Source organism: Paenibacillus peoriae (genome assembly GCF_022531965.1).
GTDB classification, from domain to species: Bacteria; Bacillota; Bacilli; order Paenibacillales; family Paenibacillaceae; genus Paenibacillus; species Paenibacillus polymyxa_D.
The window spans coordinates 2,185,663-2,204,500 of sequence record NZ_CP092831.1 but is presented as its reverse complement, the minus strand read 5'-3'; the positions used below and the strand labels follow the sequence as shown (position 1 = coordinate 2,204,500).

At 45.9% G+C, this 18,838-nt stretch carries 20 protein-coding genes; all 20 read right to left on the bottom strand.

Features of this window, described 5'->3' with window-relative positions; all coding sequences use genetic code 11:
- Positions 1 to 138: 138 nt before the first annotated feature.
- Positions 139 to 1,587 (bottom strand): proline--tRNA ligase, encoded by a 1,449-nt coding sequence (gene proS / locus MLD56_RS10095; protein WP_029517018.1) that lies wholly within the window; start codon positions 1,585 to 1,587, stop codon positions 139 to 141.
- 51 nt (positions 1,588 to 1,638) lie between these two features.
- Positions 1,639 to 2,910, bottom strand: coding sequence for an RIP metalloprotease RseP (gene rseP / locus MLD56_RS10090; RefSeq protein WP_029517017.1), 1,272 nt, complete (start codon positions 2,908 to 2,910; stop codon positions 1,639 to 1,641).
- Between the two features lie 106 nt (positions 2,911 to 3,016).
- The gene (locus MLD56_RS10085; RefSeq protein ID WP_029517016.1) at positions 3,017 to 4,156 is read right to left on the bottom strand and encodes a 1-deoxy-D-xylulose-5-phosphate reductoisomerase; all 1,140 of its coding nucleotides are present in this window, start codon (positions 4,154 to 4,156) and stop codon (positions 3,017 to 3,019) included.
- A gap of 145 nt (positions 4,157 to 4,301) precedes the next feature.
- Positions 4,302 to 5,093 (bottom strand): phosphatidate cytidylyltransferase, encoded by a 792-nt coding sequence (locus tag MLD56_RS10080; RefSeq protein WP_029517015.1) that lies wholly within the window; start codon positions 5,091 to 5,093, stop codon positions 4,302 to 4,304.
- Between the two features lie 17 nt (positions 5,094 to 5,110).
- Complete coding sequence (locus MLD56_RS10075) at positions 5,111 to 5,878, bottom strand: undecaprenyl pyrophosphate synthase (protein WP_029517014.1); 768 nt, start codon at positions 5,876 to 5,878, stop codon at positions 5,111 to 5,113.
- An 84-nt stretch (positions 5,879 to 5,962) separates the two neighbouring features.
- Entirely contained in the window at positions 5,963 to 6,517 is a 555-nt protein-coding gene (gene frr / locus MLD56_RS10070; RefSeq protein ID WP_029517013.1) for a ribosome recycling factor, read from the bottom strand.
- Entirely contained in the window at positions 6,517 to 7,245 is a 729-nt protein-coding gene (gene pyrH, locus MLD56_RS10065) for a UMP kinase (RefSeq protein ID WP_013309918.1), read from the bottom strand. The genes frr and pyrH overlap by 1 nt, the downstream gene beginning before the upstream one ends.
- Positions 7,246 to 7,365: 120 nt before the next feature.
- Entirely contained in the window at positions 7,366 to 8,016 is a 651-nt protein-coding gene (gene tsf / locus MLD56_RS10060; protein ID WP_013309917.1) for a translation elongation factor Ts, read from the bottom strand.
- Between the two features lie 130 nt (positions 8,017 to 8,146).
- Complete coding sequence (gene rpsB / locus MLD56_RS10055; RefSeq protein ID WP_013309916.1) at positions 8,147 to 8,845, bottom strand: 30S ribosomal protein S2; 699 nt, start codon at positions 8,843 to 8,845, stop codon at positions 8,147 to 8,149.
- Positions 8,846 to 9,099: 254 nt separating this feature from the next.
- Positions 9,100 to 9,747, bottom strand: a complete 648-nt coding sequence (locus MLD56_RS10050; RefSeq protein ID WP_029517012.1) for an endolytic transglycosylase MltG — start codon at positions 9,745 to 9,747, stop codon at positions 9,100 to 9,102.
- The gene (locus MLD56_RS10045) at positions 9,744 to 10,376 is read right to left on the bottom strand and encodes a hypothetical protein (protein WP_029517011.1); all 633 of its coding nucleotides are present in this window, start codon (positions 10,374 to 10,376) and stop codon (positions 9,744 to 9,746) included. The genes MLD56_RS10050 and MLD56_RS10045 overlap by 4 nt, the downstream gene beginning before the upstream one ends.
- 41 nt (positions 10,377 to 10,417) lie before the next feature.
- Positions 10,418 to 10,738 carry a hypothetical protein gene (locus MLD56_RS10040; RefSeq protein WP_029517010.1) on the bottom strand — a complete coding sequence of 107 codons (321 nt, stop codon included), beginning with the start codon at positions 10,736 to 10,738 and terminating at the stop codon, positions 10,418 to 10,420.
- Positions 10,739 to 10,820: 82 nt separating this feature from the next.
- Positions 10,821 to 12,230 carry a flagellar assembly protein A gene (locus MLD56_RS10035; protein ID WP_029517009.1) on the bottom strand — a complete coding sequence of 470 codons (1,410 nt, stop codon included), beginning with the start codon at positions 12,228 to 12,230 and terminating at the stop codon, positions 10,821 to 10,823.
- Between the two features lie 44 nt (positions 12,231 to 12,274).
- Positions 12,275 to 13,063 (bottom strand): FliA/WhiG family RNA polymerase sigma factor, encoded by a 789-nt coding sequence (locus MLD56_RS10030; protein WP_013309911.1) that lies wholly within the window; start codon positions 13,061 to 13,063, stop codon positions 12,275 to 12,277.
- Between the two features lie 14 nt (positions 13,064 to 13,077).
- Positions 13,078 to 13,491 (bottom strand): hypothetical protein, encoded by a 414-nt coding sequence (locus MLD56_RS10025; protein WP_029517008.1) that lies wholly within the window; start codon positions 13,489 to 13,491, stop codon positions 13,078 to 13,080.
- 2 nt (positions 13,492 to 13,493) lie between these two features.
- Positions 13,494 to 13,991 carry a chemotaxis protein CheD gene (locus tag MLD56_RS10020; protein ID WP_010346358.1) on the bottom strand — a complete coding sequence of 166 codons (498 nt, stop codon included), beginning with the start codon at positions 13,989 to 13,991 and terminating at the stop codon, positions 13,494 to 13,496.
- Positions 13,984 to 14,610 (bottom strand): chemotaxis protein CheC, encoded by a 627-nt coding sequence (locus MLD56_RS10015; RefSeq protein ID WP_029517007.1) that lies wholly within the window; start codon positions 14,608 to 14,610, stop codon positions 13,984 to 13,986. Before MLD56_RS10015 ends, MLD56_RS10020 begins: the two co-directional genes overlap by 8 nt.
- Before the next feature lie 3 nt (positions 14,611 to 14,613).
- Positions 14,614 to 15,075 carry a chemotaxis protein CheW gene (locus tag MLD56_RS10010; protein WP_007430046.1) on the bottom strand — a complete coding sequence of 154 codons (462 nt, stop codon included), beginning with the start codon at positions 15,073 to 15,075 and terminating at the stop codon, positions 14,614 to 14,616.
- 62 nt (positions 15,076 to 15,137) lie between these two features.
- Positions 15,138 to 17,234, bottom strand: a complete 2,097-nt coding sequence (locus MLD56_RS10005; protein ID WP_069011401.1) for a chemotaxis protein CheA — start codon at positions 17,232 to 17,234, stop codon at positions 15,138 to 15,140.
- 33 nt (positions 17,235 to 17,267) lie between these two features.
- Entirely contained in the window at positions 17,268 to 18,818 is a 1,551-nt protein-coding gene (locus MLD56_RS10000; RefSeq protein ID WP_029517004.1) for a chemotaxis protein CheB, read from the bottom strand.
- Between the last annotated feature and the right edge of the window lie 20 nt (positions 18,819 to 18,838).

Here is an 18,838-nt window from a genome sequence, read left to right as displayed (position 1 = left end):
CCGACCGCAAAAGCTTTTCGTAGCCCTCTTCAATCCTCTTCACAACGACACATAGATCCTTCGGGACATTGTCCCGTAACAGTTACCATGTCAGCGAAGAGAATGAAGTGAGTATAGTGGTATTGCCCTACTTCTATATTAGTACGCCCGTGCGAACACTACTGTATGCTTGGCAGGTTTGCCACAGCACAAACATGTGGACTTTTGCTCGTTTGTTTTAAACGGTATATTACGACTTGTAGCACCTGTCACTTCTTTAACTTTATCTTCACATTCTTCAGATCCGCACCAGCCTGCCAAAGTAAAGCCGCGTTTTTCTTCCATGAGAGTCTTCATTTCATCCAGCGTATCAACGGAATAGAAGTTTTCTTCCATGAAATTTTTCGCACGATCAAACATCTCCTGCTGTACCTGTGCGAGCATCGCGTGTACTTCCTCAACCAGATTATCCTGCTGCACGATTTTTTTCTCACCGCTGATACGGGATACGAGCACACAGACACCGTTTTCCATATCACGCGGCCCGATTTCCAGACGAACCGGCACACCGCGCATTTCATATTCATTAAATTTCCAACCTGGACTTACATCGCTGCGGTCGTCCATTTTAACACGCACTCCCGCTTGTTTCAACTCAGCAAATAGTTCATCTGCACGAGCGATAACAGCATCACGCTTCTTAGGTGGTCCAATTGGAACCATAATAACCTGCGTAGGCGCAACTTTAGGAGGCAATGCCAGACCACGGTCATCTCCATGGACCATAATCAGGGCACCGATCAAACGTGTACTTGTTCCCCATGAAGTCGTATGCGCGAATTCCAAGTTGTTTTCACGACTCAAATATTTAATGTCAAATGCAACGGCAAAATTAGTTCCCATATAGTGGGAGGTCCCAGCTTGTACCGCCCGTCCATCCTTCATCATCGCTTCCAGTGAAAATGTATCCTTCGCACCTGCAAACTTTTCAGAAGGTGTTTTCTGTCCAGTAATAACCGGAATAGCCAGAACTTCCTCAATAACCTCACGGTATACTTCCAGCATTTTCATCGTTTCTTCACGTGCTTCTTCTTCTGTTTCATGGGCCGTGTGACCTTCTTGCCACAAAAATTCACTTGTGCGCAAGAAAGGCAGCGTGCGTTTTTCCCAACGCACTACATTAGCCCATTGGTTAATAAGCACGGGTAGATCACGATAGGATTGAATCCATTTGGAGTACATATGACCAATCATGGTTTCCGAAGTCGGACGAATTGCAAGACGCTCTTCCAGCTTTTCCCCGCCAGCCTCGGTTACCCAAGGCAGTTCAGGATTAAACCCTTCAACATGCTCTTTTTCCTTTTGAAAAAAGCTTTCTGGAATGAACATTGGAAAATAGGCATTACGGTGACCTGTTTCTCTGAAGCGCACATCCATGGCTTCCTTGATATGCTCCCAAATTTCAAAACCATCGGGGCGGAATACAATACATCCGCGAACAGGGGAATAATCCATCAGTTCTGCTTTTTTAATAACATCAATATACCATCGGGAAAAATCTTCGCTCTGCGGCGTAATTTCCTCGACAAACTGTTTATCGTTCGACATAGAAATGCATGTCCTCCCATACAGACCGTTTTTATATAAGTCCGTCTCTAATTAACCATTAATTAAGCGTAAAATATCGTTATACGTGACCGCAATCATAAGCAGGAATAGCATAGCAAAACCAACGAAATGGACCATTCCTTCCCTGCTCGGATCAACGGGACGCCCTCTTACCGCCTCCACACCAAGGAAAACAAGTCTGCTTCCATCCAGCGCCGGAATAGGCAATAAATTAAATATCCCCAGGTAAAGACTCATTATAGCAGTCCAATACGTCAACTGCTCAATCCCCTGCTTGGCAATTTGCCCCGTCACTTCAAAAGTACGTACCGGGCCTCCCAAGTCATTGATAGAAAAACGTTGAATGAGCTGGCTAAATCCTTGGAAAATAATATCGGTCGTTCTGACCATGGATTGTCCGGCAAATTTGAACGTTTCACCCACACCTGCTTGGCGTTTTGGAAGTTCAGGCACAATGCCCACCTTGCCACCCTTTTGTCCTTCCATTGCACGAGGTGTAATCGTAAGATCAAAGGTCTTATTATCACGGCGAACCGTCCACTTCATCGGCTTGTCTTGAGAATCCGCAATCAGTTTGATCATGTTTTCAACATTCGCACCAATGGCTACTCCATTCACCGATTCGATGATATCTCCCTTATGCAAATCAGCTTCAGCAGCAGGCATACCTGCTGTAATTTCACTAATTTGGACATAAGTCGGGTTGTCCACTTGTATGCCGACCATCTGAATATGCAGACCAAACAAAATAAAGGCAAGAATAAAATTCATCAGTGGTCCAGCAAAAATAGCCAACGCACGCTGTCCTACTGTTTTACTCCCATACTGCCGATCCTTGGGTGCAATCTGTATGGATTGTCCTTTGGTTACCATCATCGCTTGCGGGTGCACAGTGTATTGCTGATCTTCGCCATCCACATCCAATTTTAAAGTTAATGACTGTTCCAGATCAATATCCAACACTTCGCCTCGCACCACATTCTTGCGATTATCCAGTTGATCCAGATAGATGGTTTTAACGACGTCATCCGTTAGGCGTACAGCAATCGTTTGTCCGGTCTCAATTTCATTAACCTCCGGATCCTCTCCCGCCATGCGGGCAAAGCCACCGAACGGCAACAAACGCAACGTAAATCGCGTCTCGTTTCTTTTATAAGAAAACAGTTTCGGACCGAAACCGATCGCAAACTCCCGTACCAGAATCCCGGCGCGCTTGGCAAAATAATAATGCCCCCATTCATGCACCGTCACTATGACGAAAAACATGAGCACCGTCATCAACACTATTTGAATCGTTTCCAATCGTTTCCGTTCCCCTTTCAATGAGATCGAGTTTGTCTTCCTAGATTATCATTATTCTCCGATCCCGCACAAGAGAATCACATTTCGTTTCTAACCCAACATTAGCCTACAACCCCGTGGCTATGCTACGAGTCTCTCCGTCACATGCTTCAATCGCAGACAGATCAGGATTAGCCACATTGACATGCCGCTCCAGCACACGTTCAATAATAGCTTCAATATGCAGAAAAGAAATTTCTCCACGCAGGAAACGGGCAACAGCAATCTCATTAGCTGCATTAAATGCGGTCGGTGCTGTACCACCCATTTTACCACATTCGAAGGCAAGCCTTAAACAAGGAAAACGATTATAGTCCATTTCCTTAAAATGGAGTCTACCCACTTCAGCCAGTGACAACGGCTTCGCCGGGGACTTCATACGCTCAGGATAAGTCAAAGCATATTGAATGGGTACTCTCATGTCCGGATTCCCAAGTTGAGCAACAATGCTTGTATCCTGAAACTCAACATAGGAATGAATAATGCTTTCCGGATGAAGCAACACATGAATCTGCTCATAATCAAGTCCGAATAGCCAATGCGCCTCAATGACTTCCAGCCCCTTGTTTACCATCGTTGCTGAATCAATCGTGATTTTGGCCCCCATTGACCAATTGGGATGCTTGAGTGCATCTTCCACGGTAACTTCACGCAACTGTTCTCTTGTCAAATCTCGAAAAGAACCCCCTGATGCTGTGAGTGTAATATGTGCCACATCTTTCATACGCTCACCATTCAAGCATTGGAAAATAGCTGAATGCTCACTGTCAATCGGCAGCAACGGCACTCCTTTCGCCCGAGCCCGCGCTGTGACCAGATGACCAGCAGTAACCAGTGTTTCCTTATTGGCCAAACCGATCTGTTTTCCAGCCTCAATCGCGGCCAGCGTGGAGTGCAATCCGACACTGCCCATTACAGCCGTCACAACCATATCCGCCTCCGTGTTCGCAGCAAGCTCAATGAGTCCTTCATTTCCCCAATACAGATCCATTCCAGAAGGCAGTAAAGGACGAATTTCATCCGCCAACTGCCGAGTACCCACAGACACTTTTTTGGGTTTATAAAGATGCGCCTGCTCAGCAAGTAACTTTATATTAGAACCACCTGCTAAAGCCTCAACAGTAAACTGATCCGGGTGCATGGACACTACATCCAGCGTTTGAGTTCCAATAGATCCGGTTGAACCAAGTACCGTAATTCTTTTCATGATGCACCTTCCTATCCTGAAAATCACTTTTATCCAGGAGCTCATTGATTATTATTCAGGCAGCTATGCTACTAGTTCCAACCTTCTAGTAGCGCAGAGTGAGCAGCATAGAGATTAGCCTGAGCATAAACTGTAATCAATAGACTCATGGAAGCAGCATCAGCATATGTACAAATGGAAAAACGACAATCCAGCTGTCGCAACGGTCTAGTATACCACCGTGCCCTGGCAGCAGATTACCGGAATCTTTAATGCCGTACACTCGTTTGTATGCAGATTGTACCAAATCGCCCAGTTGTCCCACAACTGCACATGACAAACCGATGCCGATGGCTTTGCCCCATGGCAGCAGTCCACCCGATAATCCAGCGAATACAAGAGCTATAACCAACGCTAAAACGATGCCGCCAATGGATCCTTCGACCGTTTTATTCGGACTGATCGCAGGCCATAATTTCGTCTTTCCTGCCATTTTGCCTACAAAATATGCCCCTGCATCACTTGCCCAAATACAAGCCAATAATAAAAATGTCCATAATAGTCCATGTTCCATATGACGTGATTCCGCAATATACGAAAATCCAAACCCTATATAAACGGTACCAAGAAATAATATAGCTACCGTTTGAATCGGGATTTTATTTTTTGTTCCTACCGTGATGATCATAAAAGCTATCATTACCAGCCAAAGCATACTGGCAAAGGGTAAGGGTGAGTGCAAGCCAAAAGGTTCATACGGGAATACAAAAGCTAATATGCTTACGTATCCAAGTATTGCTGTACCTCCAAAAGGAGATACCTGCGTCATTCGTGCGAACTCATAAAATCCGATTAGGGCCATCGCCAATATAAGCAAATGGTAGGCCAAGCCGCCCCACAGGACCATCGCCAAAAAGAATATGCCTGCCAGAATACCGGTAATTAATCTCTGTCTCAACGGCTTTCATCCTCCATTTACTTCAGTCCGCCATACCGTCGTGTTCTTTGCTGATATTCGATCACTGCTTCGTATAAGTGTTCTTTCTTAAACTCAGGCCAATAAATATCAGTAAACCACAACTCACTGTAGGCAAGCTGCCAGAGCATAAAATTACTAAGTCTAAGCTCACCGCTTGTTCGAATCAGTAAATCAGGGTCTGGCATACCGCTAGAAAGCAACGTACTACCGATCAGCTCAGATGTTATATCTTCCGATTTAAGCTTCCCATCCGCAATTTGACGGCCCAATGTTTGCATGCATTCGGTGATTTCCAACCGACTTCCATAATTTAATGCAAAATTAAGAACAAGTCCGGTATTATTTTCAGTTCGTCGAGTCGCTTCAGTCAGCGCTTCAACGGTATGGGAAGGTAAATGTTCTTTATTGCCCATCATACGTACTTGCACATTTTTTTCAATCAACTCATCTAGCTCAATAGCCAGAAATTCCTGCGGTAAGCGCATTAGAAAATCAACTTCGTCCTTTGGACGCGTCCAATTTTCAGTTGAAAATGCAAACAAAGTCAAATACTTAATACCCAGTTCATCCGCCGCAATTGCTGTGCGTTTCACTGCCTTCATTCCATTTTGGTGCCCTACAATCCGCGGCATTCCAATCCGTTTGGCCCATCTGCCGTTCCCATCCATGATGACAGCAACATGCTGCGGAATATTGTCTTTTGAAATGGCCGGTGTTTGCTGTTTTTGTTCCCCGTTCCACCAAGACCGAACCCGTTTGATCATTCCAGTTCCTCCAGCATTCTCTGAAAATGTGCCTCAGGCTTGAAAAGAGACAAACCCCACCGTAAGGGAGGGGCTGCCAATCTTTTAGACTTCCATAATTTCTTTTTCTTTTGCAGCTAAAACTTTATCCACTTCAGCGATAAACTTATCAGTTGTTTTCTGGATATCTTCCTGATGTTTACGAGATTCGTCCTCGGAAATATCACTTTTCTCCAATTTTTTGATGTCATCATTGGCATCACGACGAATGTTACGAATAGCGATCTTCGCTTCTTCACCGTTCTTCTTTGTCAACTTCACCAAGTCAGTTCTGCGCTCCTCCGTCAAAGCAGGAATGCTAAGACGAATGGTGTTACCGTCATTCGAAGGTGTCAAACCTAAATCGGATTTTTGTATAGCGCGCTCGATATCAGCCAAGGAAGATTTGTCCCAAGGCTGAATCATCAAGGTCCGGCTGTCAGGTGTATTGATATTCGCCAGTTGGTTGACTGGAGTCATTGCACCATAATACTCTACCTGTACACGGTCCAGTAAAGCTGGTGTCGCCCGTCCTGCACGCAAAGATGCAAGATCACGTTGCAATGCCTGGATTGCTTTTTGCATGCGTTCCTCAGCACTCTTTTTCACAGATTGTGGCATTAATTTACACTCCCTTTGACGATCGTACCAATTTTCTCACCCAGCACGACACGTTTAATGTTACCTTGCTCTGTAATAGCAAAGACAATCAACGGAATATTGTTATCCATGCACAACGAGGAAGCAGTAGAATCCATGACACCGAGATTTTTGTTGAGCACATCCAAATACGTAAGCTGCTCATATTTCTCAGCTGTGCTATCTTTAAACGGATCAGCAGAATATACGCCATCCACTTTATTTTTAGCCATCAGAATCACTTCCGCTTCGATCTCAGCGGCACGCAGTGCAGCTGTAGTATCAGTCGAGAAGAACGGATTACCTGTACCTGCTGCAAAAATAACAACCCGACCCTTTTCTAAATGACGGATAGCTCTACGACGAATGTAAGGTTCTGCAATCTGTTGCATCGCAATGGATGTTTGTACACGGGTAGGTACCTCAATCTGTTCCAAAGCATCCTGTAAGGCCAGTGAGTTCATCACCGTTGCCAGCATACCCATGTAATCTGCCGTGGCCCGGTCAATTCCGTTGGCACTTCCAGCAATACCGCGCCAGATGTTACCGCCACCACACACGATAGCAACTTCTACTCCCAGTTCCACTACGTCTTTGACTTGTTCGGCAATGGATGCAATCGTATCCGCGTCAATACCGTAACCGTTAGGACCTGACAGCGATTCACCACTAACTTTCAGGACAACACGCTTAAACACAGGTTTTTCCAAATGATCACCCTCCAATATCATTTATACTTTATGTAACAGGATAGGTGTCCTGTTGCAAGAAATGGAACACTGATGTGTCCCATTTCCATTTTTCCATATGCGATTACCGTTCGTTGGTAATTATTGTTTCACTTGAGACATAACTTCTTCGTAGAAGTTGTCTTCTTTTTTCTCCAGACCTTCACCCAGTTCAAAACGAACAAAGCGACGCAGGGAGATGTTCTCGCCAATCGTACTGATTTTTTCGTTGATAAGCGTGGAGATTGTTTTGTCTGGATCTTTGATGAAAGATTGCTCCAACAAACAGAACTCTTCATAGAACTTACCAATACGGCCTTCAACCATTTTTTCAACAATTTTTTCTGGTTTACCTTCGTTCAGCGCTTGTGCTTTCAGGATTTCTTTTTCTTTTTCGATCTCTTCCTGTGGCACTTCTTCACGACGAACATAACGAGGGTTCGATGCAGCGATATGCATTGCAATGTCGCGTACAAAATCTCTGAACTGGTCTGTTTTAGCTACGAAGTCTGTTTCGCAGTTTACTTCTACCAGTACGCCGATACGGCCGCCAGCATGAATGTAGGATTCAACAACACCTTCAGTAGCAATACGACCCGCTTTGTTGGCTGCAGCTGCAAGTCCTTTTTCGCGCAGAACTTCAACCGCTTTTGTCAAATCACCGTTTGCTTCTTCAAGCGCTTTTTTACAATCCAGCATTCCTGCGCCTGTTTTTTCACGAAGCTCTTTTACTGCGCTAGCATTAACTGCCATATTATTTCCCTCCAAATTTGATTTTCAGTGGTATACCGTGCTTATTCCTTAAAAAAAGGGTAGTGAGAGGTTATACACCTGCCAACCACCCTTTTCATTTAATTCATATAGTTATTTCCTAATGGAAATGTTATGCTGTAGTTTCTTCGCCTTGGTTTGCTTCCATAACTGCATCAGCCATTTTACCTGTCAGCAATTTAACAGCGCGGATTGCGTCGTCATTACCTGGGATAACATAGTCGATTTCGTCTGGATCGCAGTTTGTATCAACGATACCTACGATTGGGATACCCAATTTGCGAGCTTCAGCAACCGCGATACGTTCTTTGCGTGGATCAATGATGAACAGAGCACTTGGAAGGCCCTTCATGTTTTTGATACCGCCCAAGAATTTTTCAAGACGATCTTTTTCTTTGCGAAGAATGATAACTTCTTTTTTAGGAAGAACTGCGAATGTACCGTCTTCTTCCCAAGCTTCTAGTTGTTTCAAACGGTCAATACGTTTTTGAATCGTTTGGAAGTTAGTCAGCGTACCACCCAACCAACGTTGGTTAATGTAGAATTGACCAGCGCGTGCTGCTTCTTCTTTAACGGAATCTTGTGCTTGTTTCTTCGTGCCTACGAACAGAATTGTACCATTCTCAGCTGCAATGCTTTTTACAAAGTTGTAAGCTTCCTCAACCTTTTTCACTGTCTTTTGCAAGTCAATGATGTAAATACCGTTTCTTTCAGTGAAGATATAACGATCCATTTTCGGGTTCCAGCGACGTGTTTGGTGACCAAAGTGAACCCCAGCTTCCAAAAGCTGTTTCATGGAGATTACTGCCATCTTCACGCACCTCCTAAGTTTGGTTTTTTGTGTGTCCTCCGCCGACATCATTTTTCATAAAGACTTTCCATTGGAAAGCACCCTTTATAAAATTAACCGACGTGCGTTTTTAACACCGTTAATTAATATACCATAACACTTGCATCGTTGCAACCAACTTTTCGACAATAGATTAGAACAACGCAAGATGTGACGTTTTACGCCTCTCATTGAACTTTTCAGCAAGAATAAAAGCCGGCCACTTCCCAGTCTGGTCAGTTGGACGGCTTTTTCGTAATTTTAGTAATGATAGAACTGAAATCCTCACCTTTAGCAAACTGATAGGTACCGGTACGAATTTTGGTATTGATTTTTTTAGCCTTAGCTGCTGCCTCAAATGCACTAGCATCCGATACGACCCCTGCCCGTTGCAATCCTGATGCCACACTTCTCAAATTGCTTCCGGATGCAATGCTATACTGCACTTGTGGGGTGGCAGGCTGCTTGGGGATATTGGGAGTCGCTGTAGTGCCAGAACTTTGAGTTTGCGGCTTATTCGGACTTTGTGGAACCGATGTGCTGGTCGAAGGTTTAGAACCAGCCGAGGATATGCTGTTTGCAGGTGCCTTTGGTGTTGCTGGCGTTTGAGCTGGTTTAGCTTTTTGGGGTGCAACGGGAGTTTTATTACCTTCCTTGATCACCTTATTACGCCATTCCTCTTCTGTCATTTTCGGGTTAGAGCTGTCACTGACCTGGAGATTTAATCCGGCTGCTGCCTTTTCTAATTGCTCTCGCGTCATGTTTTTCGGGTCTGTGGAAGATTGCTGCGATTGCCCCTGACCGATCAATGCCAGTTGCAATAGCAATGCCCCCGTTATAAGACCAGTACCCATGCCTAGCATAAATGAACGGTTTTTGATCACGTTACATCCTCCCGCTCCGCGAGTTGCAAAATAAGCTGTACTTCACCCCGTTGAATGCCTGATTGCTTAGCTATATAGTCCACTGACTTGCCTTGCTCATGCAGAGCAAACAACTCTTGATAACGATCACGGATGGACTCTGCTTCCTGCTCAGTTTCAGGATCTTGTAATGCCGTCTGTTCCTCCATAGTTATGAGGGGAGCTTCTGAACCAGAGTAGCCTTCCTGCACAGACATTTCAGGTTGCGGACTTTGAAATTGACCGTATGCAACCGCTGCCTGCTGAGAAGCAGTTGTATGTTGTATTTCCTTAGGTACAGGCTCGGTTTGCATAGACACAGTTGCAAACATAGCCTGGCGCTCAAGCTCCACGATACGGCTCCGAAGCTCAGCTACTTGCTCCTGTAATGCCGCCTGTTTCACTGTATGCTCCTGCTTCATACCAGAAACAAGCTCAATCAACTCGTCATTATCGTTTTCAATATCGGCCATATATTGCTCTAATGTGGCCTCGACCTTTTGGACGACGGCCTCTTCTGTTCCCCGGCCTGGCTGACGCTTAGGCTGTAGCCAGGCATAGACAACAGCTGCGGCGCCCAGCAGAACAATATAAATCCATGGTTGATCCACTGCCCATCGTCTCCTTTAATAACGCTTCTCCACCTGTCGGATCAGAGCGAAAAATCAATATGGTGTCCCTTGAACGGATGCTCTGCCGGATGCTCCTTAGGCAGTTCAGCCTCATCTGGCCGGGAGCGGCTCTGCTGGGAAGAATCTCTGCTCTGTCCCCCTGTTTGCCGCTCACCGACAAATGTTTCCGCAGACTGATCTACAGCACTGCTTCGCTGACGCATGTTCTCCGTCTCCAGCGCGGCCTTTTGTCCAAGCAATGCTTGATCATTCATCGGCCGCTGCTGGGACTCACTTTGGTATTTTCCAGCTTCGCTGGTGCGAGGTACGGCAATTTGCAATTCAACAGCCTTCAAGCTCATTGGACCACACCCTTTCCGATTGGGCATCCGTATCTTTCTTCCAAGGAATACAATGTTAAATGTTGTTTATCAGTGTGCCGAATTACACGTAGGAGGACATGCTGATGTCTCCCTCATGATAATAAAACGCCATTCTTTCCACTGAATCTTTAATAAATTTTGTATATCTGCCGATAACTATTTTAGAGCCACCGTAAATCACATTTTTCACTTCTACCCGTGCGCGGCTTGTATCCTCTAATGTTCGTTCAATTTCAAGCATTCTGGACTTGGTTTCCAAAAGCTCCTGTTCATTAGATTTTTTAGTAGATGTCAGCTTGATTCGCATAGCCATTCTTTCAGGTGCAAGCTGTCCGGCGGCGGCAAGCTGATCCAATATGGTAAGAGCCTTATTCGTTTTATCCTGGCTGTCTGTCTGCTGCTTCAAACGTGCGCGGAGTTCTGTCAGTTCATCGCGCAGTTCGGGAAGTACACCCACTTCGATATTGGTAGCTGTGGACATCGTATTACCGACGGTACGAGCCACTACCTTTTTACCAGCTTGTACACTGCCACCTACGATAAGCCCTTTTGTCCCTTCGCAGATTACATTATTACTCGCTTTGATCTGGGAATGCATGATACTCTGGGATACAAGTACATCGCCTCCCGCAATCACGTTACCATCTTGTATAAACGAGCATTTCACATTTTGTGCAGCTTTCACGAACCCCTTATGGTATCCGATAATACCGCCAGTGATTTCCACTGAACCTTCCGCCACAATTTCGGCCCCTTCCACACCACCGATGACACGAATGTCGCCAGCCGCCCGAACCCGGAAACCTGTCAAAACATTCCCACGAATGACGACGGTTCCAACAAAATCAATGTTGCCGACACTATAATCGACGTCCCCGTTAACTTCATATACGGGGAACACATTAAGTTTGCCCTTTTCAGTCGTAGTTACCAGTCCGTCAATAGCCGCATACATCGCAACACCTTCTGGATGAATCACTACATTTTTTCCAACTTTAAAACGCGCCTCTTTACCTGGAAGAAAAGGAATTTCCTCTCCGGTTACAGCAATCCCCGGTACACCTGGCAGAGGATCAACCCGTTCGGCAATCAGTTGACCACGTTTTACATTTCTTAAACGAGTTAGTTCTTTATAATCCACCCGTCCATCCACGGTTTCAAGCGGCTTATGTGCATCTTCGCCAGTCACAATATCAGCCAGATTGATTTTTCCGTCTGTGCCATGGATCGGCTGCTTTCCCTGAGCAATCAGTAATTTTCCGAAGAAATGATCTTCCGGACTTGCCGCAAATACGCGAATTGCATCGGCTATTAAACCGTAGGATATTTTTTGGTTGCTTAGAAAACGCTCTAATTCTTCCACAGAACAGGCAAAGCCTTCTTCACGTTTGGCAAACTCCAAGTAGGCGGTTTGTTTGTCAGGTGAGACAACCACTTTTAAAAACTGGTCCAAAGCATATTGCTTCTCCACAAGGGTGCTCCTTCCGTCTAACTGTTACTGTAACCTCCCGTACGTTAATCTTTACGCATTAGCAAATCCCGTTGTTTGTCCAATGTCGCTCTCAGACGTAATATTGCTTTGGAATGCAACTGTGAAATTCGCGATGGAGATAGCGACATGACCTCAGCGATTTCGCTGAGTGACAAATCCTCGTAATACAATAAAGAAACAACGATACGTTCTTTTTCAGTCAATTTATCAATGCCTTGTGCAAGGGCATCACGAAGTGTAAATTCATTGACCTTATGATCCGGATTTTTCGCCTTCTCGTCCACCAAAAGGGAAAGCCGTGTTTCCGATTCCTCTTCGCGGATCGGATCCTCCAGTGAGACAATCGACATAACAGCGACCTCTTGGATCATATTTTGAAACTCTTTCTCAGAAACGTCCAAATAATGACTCATCTCTTCGTCGCTGACCGTGCGTAGATATCTTTGTTCCAAATGCTGGTATGCATCCTCGATTTTTTTCGCTTTTTCCCTAACTGAACGAGGAACCCAATCCCCTTGACGAAGACCATCCAAAATCGCTCCACGAACACGCCAAGAAGCATAAGTCTCAAACTGCAAACCACGCTCATAGTCAAATTTCTCTAAAGCGTCAATCAAACCCATAACGCCGTTACTCGCCAGATCATCCTTGGATACATTTTTAGGCAAGCCTACTGCAAGACGGCCTGACACATACTCCACAATATGGAGATACTTTTCAATTAACTGTTTTTTTGCTTCCTTGTCACCGTGTTCTTTCCATTGTTCCCATAGTTCGGAATGGTTTAAATGAGCGGCTTTTCGCTCGTTCATCGGCTTCACCCTCCTTATTTGTCTGTCAGGTGACGAACGGCCTTGGCCAATTCTTCAGGGTCCTTGTTGGAAACCAGCTTAGGTGGGTTTAAAGGTGCAAAACCATTATCCCCCTCGTCCGTCTGCTCTGGTTTCGGTTTCAGCAATTCATTCAGGTCTTCATTTTCGTCTGGTGTCGTCAGGTCCAGATTCCCCCCTACGCCATCTACCTGAGAGCTTGCCCGGCTTTGGGCATTCCCCAGATCTGGCCGCGCTACAACACCTAGTGTCCAGCGCAGCACAAATGCAAGTAGGAACCAAAAAACGAAGGCGATCAAGCCACGAATTAAGCTCGTGGTCAGCAGATTGCTGCCAACGGACAACACAAAAGTCAGAATAAATCCGACTACTCCAGACCAAAGATTAATGCGTAAGCTGCCAAATAACATGTTTATAATTCCTTTACACCTTTTTGTACGCTTCGAATATTCAAAACGCCAGTTTCAGAGTCCAACTCAATCGTTCGTCCATAATTGCCGCCTGTGTCCTCCGCAATCAAAGGAATGCCGAGATCTACGAGCATTTCCTTGCATGATTCTACATTACGTGGACCAATCCGCATGGTGTCTCCACTACCAGCAAAGGCGAACATCTGCGCTCCCCCTGCCATTTTGGCAATCAGCCTGCGTCGTTCTGCACCCAATTTCAGCATCCTCTCAAATAACTCGGGCAGCGCCGTATCCGCATATTTGGCTATATTCAGCTGCCCTTCACGCGCAATATCTGAGGACGGTAGCATCACATGTGCCATGCCTGCCAGTTTCAAATGAGGATCATAGAGGGTCAATCCGACGCAGGAGCCAAGTCCTGTCGTACGAATCGAGTTCGGATTGCTGGTAACATTTAAATCTGCCATGCCGACTTTAATGATGCTTTTATCCTCAATCATCGTTCATCGGGACTCCTAACGACCTAAAGATTTTCCCGAACGATTCTGGATCAGGAATCAGGAAAAATTGACCCTCTATCTGATTCTGCCCTTCCAGAAACGATGTGTCAATCAATAATGCAGCATCTCCCATCTGCCCAAACTGCAGCAGTCCGTAGCTAAGAATTGCTCCTGCCATGTCCAACGCCAGCGCAGGGACTGTTGGATACATGGATAAACGTGTGAAATCGGCCAGCGAAGACAGGTAAGAGCCCGCTAAAATGTTTCCGATCTCCGACAGGGCTGAGTGCTCCATTTCGTTAAAACTGTCCTCGTCATCTGAAGGAATATTCGCCAAACGGGAAAGTAAGCCTTTTGCCGCCTGAGGCTGCAATATGAAGAATAGATTGCCGGGGGCTTCCCCTTCTACCCTAAAAAATATTGCAACAACAAGTTGCTCATTTCCACCGACTTTATCGGCAATTTCCTCAAAAGGCAGCATTTGTACTTTGGGCACACCCATGTCGACCGGTTTATTGAGAAGCCGGGAGAGCGCTGTAGCAGCGTTCCCCGAGCCAATGTTGCCGACTTCTTTCAACACATCCAACTTGAAGTCTTCGAGATTCCCAAGATTCTCCATATGTTAATCCTCTAAGCCTTCCAGTTGGTTCATTTCGCTACGATTCAGGACTTCGGACAAGTTCAGCATAATCAACAAGCGCTCTTCACCAATTTTAGCAACTCCGCGAAGATATTTAGCCTTAACTCCGCCAATCACTTCCGGTGGTGTCTCGATATTGTCAGTATTCAGGTCAATAACGTCATTCGCTGAATCAACGATAAAGCCGACTTGCATTTCGCCCACTGCAACGATAATGATGCGGGTTTGATCGGTATATTCAGCTTCAGGCAATCCAAATCGGCCACGAAGATCAATAACCGGAATGACTACGCCTCTCATGTTGAATACACCTTTTACAAAATCGTAAGTTCTTGGAACCCGTGTAATCGGCACCATGCGTTCAATAGATTGGACTTTTTCTACTTCAACACCGTATTCCTCTTCACCAAGCTTAAATACGATAACTTTAATTTCTTCTCCCATGTCTAAAAACCCTCCTTATTGATGTCAGCAACTTCACATTTCTTTCATTTCTGATGAAGACATTATTTAATGAAAACATTCGGGTCAATGATCAACGCAACCTGACCGTCACCCAGAATCGTGGCACCTGAAATTCCTTGGATGTTTGGAAGGTATTTGCCCAGATTTTTAAGGACAATTTCACTTTGTCCCAAAAAGTCCTGTACAGAAAGAGCTGCCAAACGGTCTCCCTTGCGGATGACCACGACCTCTGTCTCTTCTTCTTCATCTTCATTGAAGTCCGGTACCTCAAACAGCTGACTCAAGGAGATGAGCGGGATATGAGAATCGCGGAAAGCAATCATTTTATTGCCATGTACAGAACGAATTTGTGTCCGTTTGACAATCGCAGTCTCCACAATGGAGGACAATGGGATCGCATATTTTTCAGAACCGATCTGTATCATCATGGCTGCAATAATGGATAGGGTGAGCGGCAATTGCACAGAGAAATTAGTGCCTTGGCCCAGTGTAGAGTGAACCGTAACATTGCCACCCAAAGCAGTGATTTTGGATTTAACAACGTCCAAACCGACACCGCGTCCTGATACGTCTGAAATGACTGCAGCTGTGCTAAAGCCTGGAGCAAACAATACCTGATAAGCTTCCTCGTCGGTCATGACCGCTGCTTGCTCTGCTGTCAAAATCCCTTTAGAAATAGCACTGTTTAGTACCTTATCGCGATTAATACCATTTCCGTCATCTTCAATCTCGATGAATACGTTATTTCCGCTATGAAAAGCACGCAAGTTAACCGTTCCTGTCTCAGGTTTACCAGCTGCAATCCGATCGGCTACCGACTCAATGCCATGATCCACGGAGTTACGAAGCAAATGCACCAGAGGATCGCCAATTTCGTCGATAACAGTGCGGTCCATTTCAGTCTCTGCTCCAGTAATAACCAAATCAAGTTTTTTATCCAGCGATTTGGCCAGATCGCGCACCATACGCGGAAAACGATTGAAAACAGTGTCTACTGGTACCATCCGCAATTTAAGAACGACGTTTTGTAAATCGCTGCTCACACGACTCATGTGCTCTACCGTTTCTGTCAGTGCTGGATTGGAAGCTTCACTTGCCAACTGCTCTAACCGCACGCGGTCAATGAGCAACTCGCTAAATAAGTTCATAAGTACATCCAGACGTTCAATATCTACACGAATCGTACGGTTATGCGTAGGGGCAGCTGCCTTAGCTGCTGGCGTCTTACCTGCAGCTGCCTTAGCCACAGAGGCCGCAGCTGAAGACTGCGGCTGGGATGGAGCAGGTGATTGCACGGCAACAGGAGCTTCCTGTACCGCAGCAGTCTCAGCCAGTCCAGCAGTAACTTCGCTCATTTGTTTAAGCGATTCCTGATCTAGTTGTACCACTGAGACAGTGTCAATTTCAGAGATGCCCGCGATTTCCTTTTCCAGCTCCCCAACTTCTTTCTGCGTTATGTAATATAACGAGAAGCTTTGCTCGAATTTCTCCTGCTCAATATCCTGTACCGACGGATAGGCCTTGACGATTTCACCAGAGTTTTCCAGTGTATTAAACACCATAAAAGCACGCGCCGCCTTTAACTGGCTCTCTGAGCTGATTGTTACCTGTATATAGTGAACACGATGTCCTTCAGAAATAGATTGCTCCAATACAGAATACTGGAACTGATCCAAAACAAGCCCAGCACTATCGTTTTTGCCCACTTTTTTAGATGGAGACTCCTCAGTCGCAGCATTTGCGCCGGTCTTTTGGAAATCCCCGCTCACGATGGATTGTAGTGAAGATACAATAGAGGAGACATCCGCTTTTCCGTCGCCTCCCTCTGTAATGTGCTGCACCATGGACTCCAGAGCATCCAATCCCTTAAATAAGGTATCGAATATAAATTCATGCATCGCCAGCTTGTTGTTACGTACAAGATCAAGAACGTTTTCCATTTGGTGGGTAAGCGATGCTAGGTCTTCAAACCCCATCGTAGCAGCCATTCCCTTGAGGGTATGGGCAGAACGGAAAATCACCTGAACGATACCTAGATCAGTTGGATTGCTTTCCAGTTGAAGCATTTTTTCGTTAAGAGATTGCAGATGATCATTCGACTCATCAATAAACATGTTTAAATATTGGTTCATGTCCATTGTGAGACACCTCCTCCATGAGTTACACTCCGATTATTTCACAACTTGTACAAGCTTGGGGGCGATCTCCTGCATTGGCAGAAGGTGACGCACACATTTTAACTCTACTGCTGAGCGGGGCATTCCGTACACTACACAAGTTTCCTCATTTTCAGCAAATGTGGATTGTACCCCAGCATCATAAAGCTTCTTCATCATTTTGGCCCCGTCGCTCCCCATTCCAGTGAGCAATACTAGATGCCGCTCCAACGAGGTTAACGAGAGCAACGATTCAAACATCGTATCTACGGAAGGACGGTGACCATTGCGAGCTTCCTCCGTCTTCAGTGACACAGTGTATTTACCACCAGCTCCTGGTACAATTCTTAGTTGATATCCCCCTGGGGCAATGTAGGCCGTTCCAGTCTCCAACGTCATTCCCTGCTCAGCCTCCACAACTCGGAGTGGACTTAACGTGTTTAAGCGTTGTGCCAGCGAACGAGTGAAGTTTGGCGGCATATGCTGAACGATAACGATTGGAGCAGGAAAATCACCAGGAATGCGTTCCAACAGCGTCTTAAGCGCCCGCGGACCGCCCGTAGAACATCCCACCGCCACTAGTTTGCGAAAGTTGGACGTGTGCACACCTTTTTTAAGTGACAATCCCTTAGGTGCGGCAGGAACTGTAGGTGCCGCTACTGGAGGCGTAGCAGCCGCAGGAGTACGAGTAGCTGATGAAATCACCGTCTTATGGGGCTCCGGCTTAACCAAGCCTGCTTTATCCTTACCATGCAGCGATTTGCCAGCGGCCGTAGTAGTACTGTTTAGTTGCCCTGGTGTTCGTCCTATCCCCTTGGACAAATCTTCCTTCTTCTGAACAGTAGGTGCTTGGACTGACTTATTGCTTGGCTGAGCAGCTGGCTGCTGTTCTATGCGCCCCGCTGTAACAGATGTTCCAGACTGTTGTCGTTTAGTTTCCTGCTTGGCTACTGCCGGGGCGGACTTGCCAACATCACGCTTCGGCTGAGCTGATACAGCAGGTGAAGGAGCAAGCGGAACAACAGGAGACTTGTCTGTCGAAGCTTGACTGCCTGATCGCTTCTCAGTCACAGCCTGTCCTGGAGGCTTTTGCTGTGGCGTTTTTTTCGCTTGTTCCAATGCAGCTTTGCGCTCATTAGCTTCCTTGCGCTCCAGACGACTCCGCACTGCTTGCATAGCAGTGTGCATCTGTTCCAGCAGCGCCTTACTCACTTGCTCAATATCTTGCGCATGAGCGATGGAAGGCTTTCTTATAAAATCGAAAGCTCCTGCCTCCAGAGCCATGATGGTCTCCTTCATGCCTTGTTCATTAATGCCTGACAGCATAATTACAGGTAGCGGATGGGCTGCCATAATCAATGGCAATGCTTCAAGACCATTCATTTCAGGCATCTCGACATCCATGGTGACCAAATCGGGCTGCAATTCCTTCACTTTCTCTACAGCCTCTTTGCCATTGGCGGCTGTACCTACGATGTTGAACGACTCATCCCTTACAATTAAATCTGTAATAATTTTGCGCATAAAGGCCGAATCATCTACAACCAGCACCCGGTAAGCACACATGTTAAACACCTCTGTTTCCT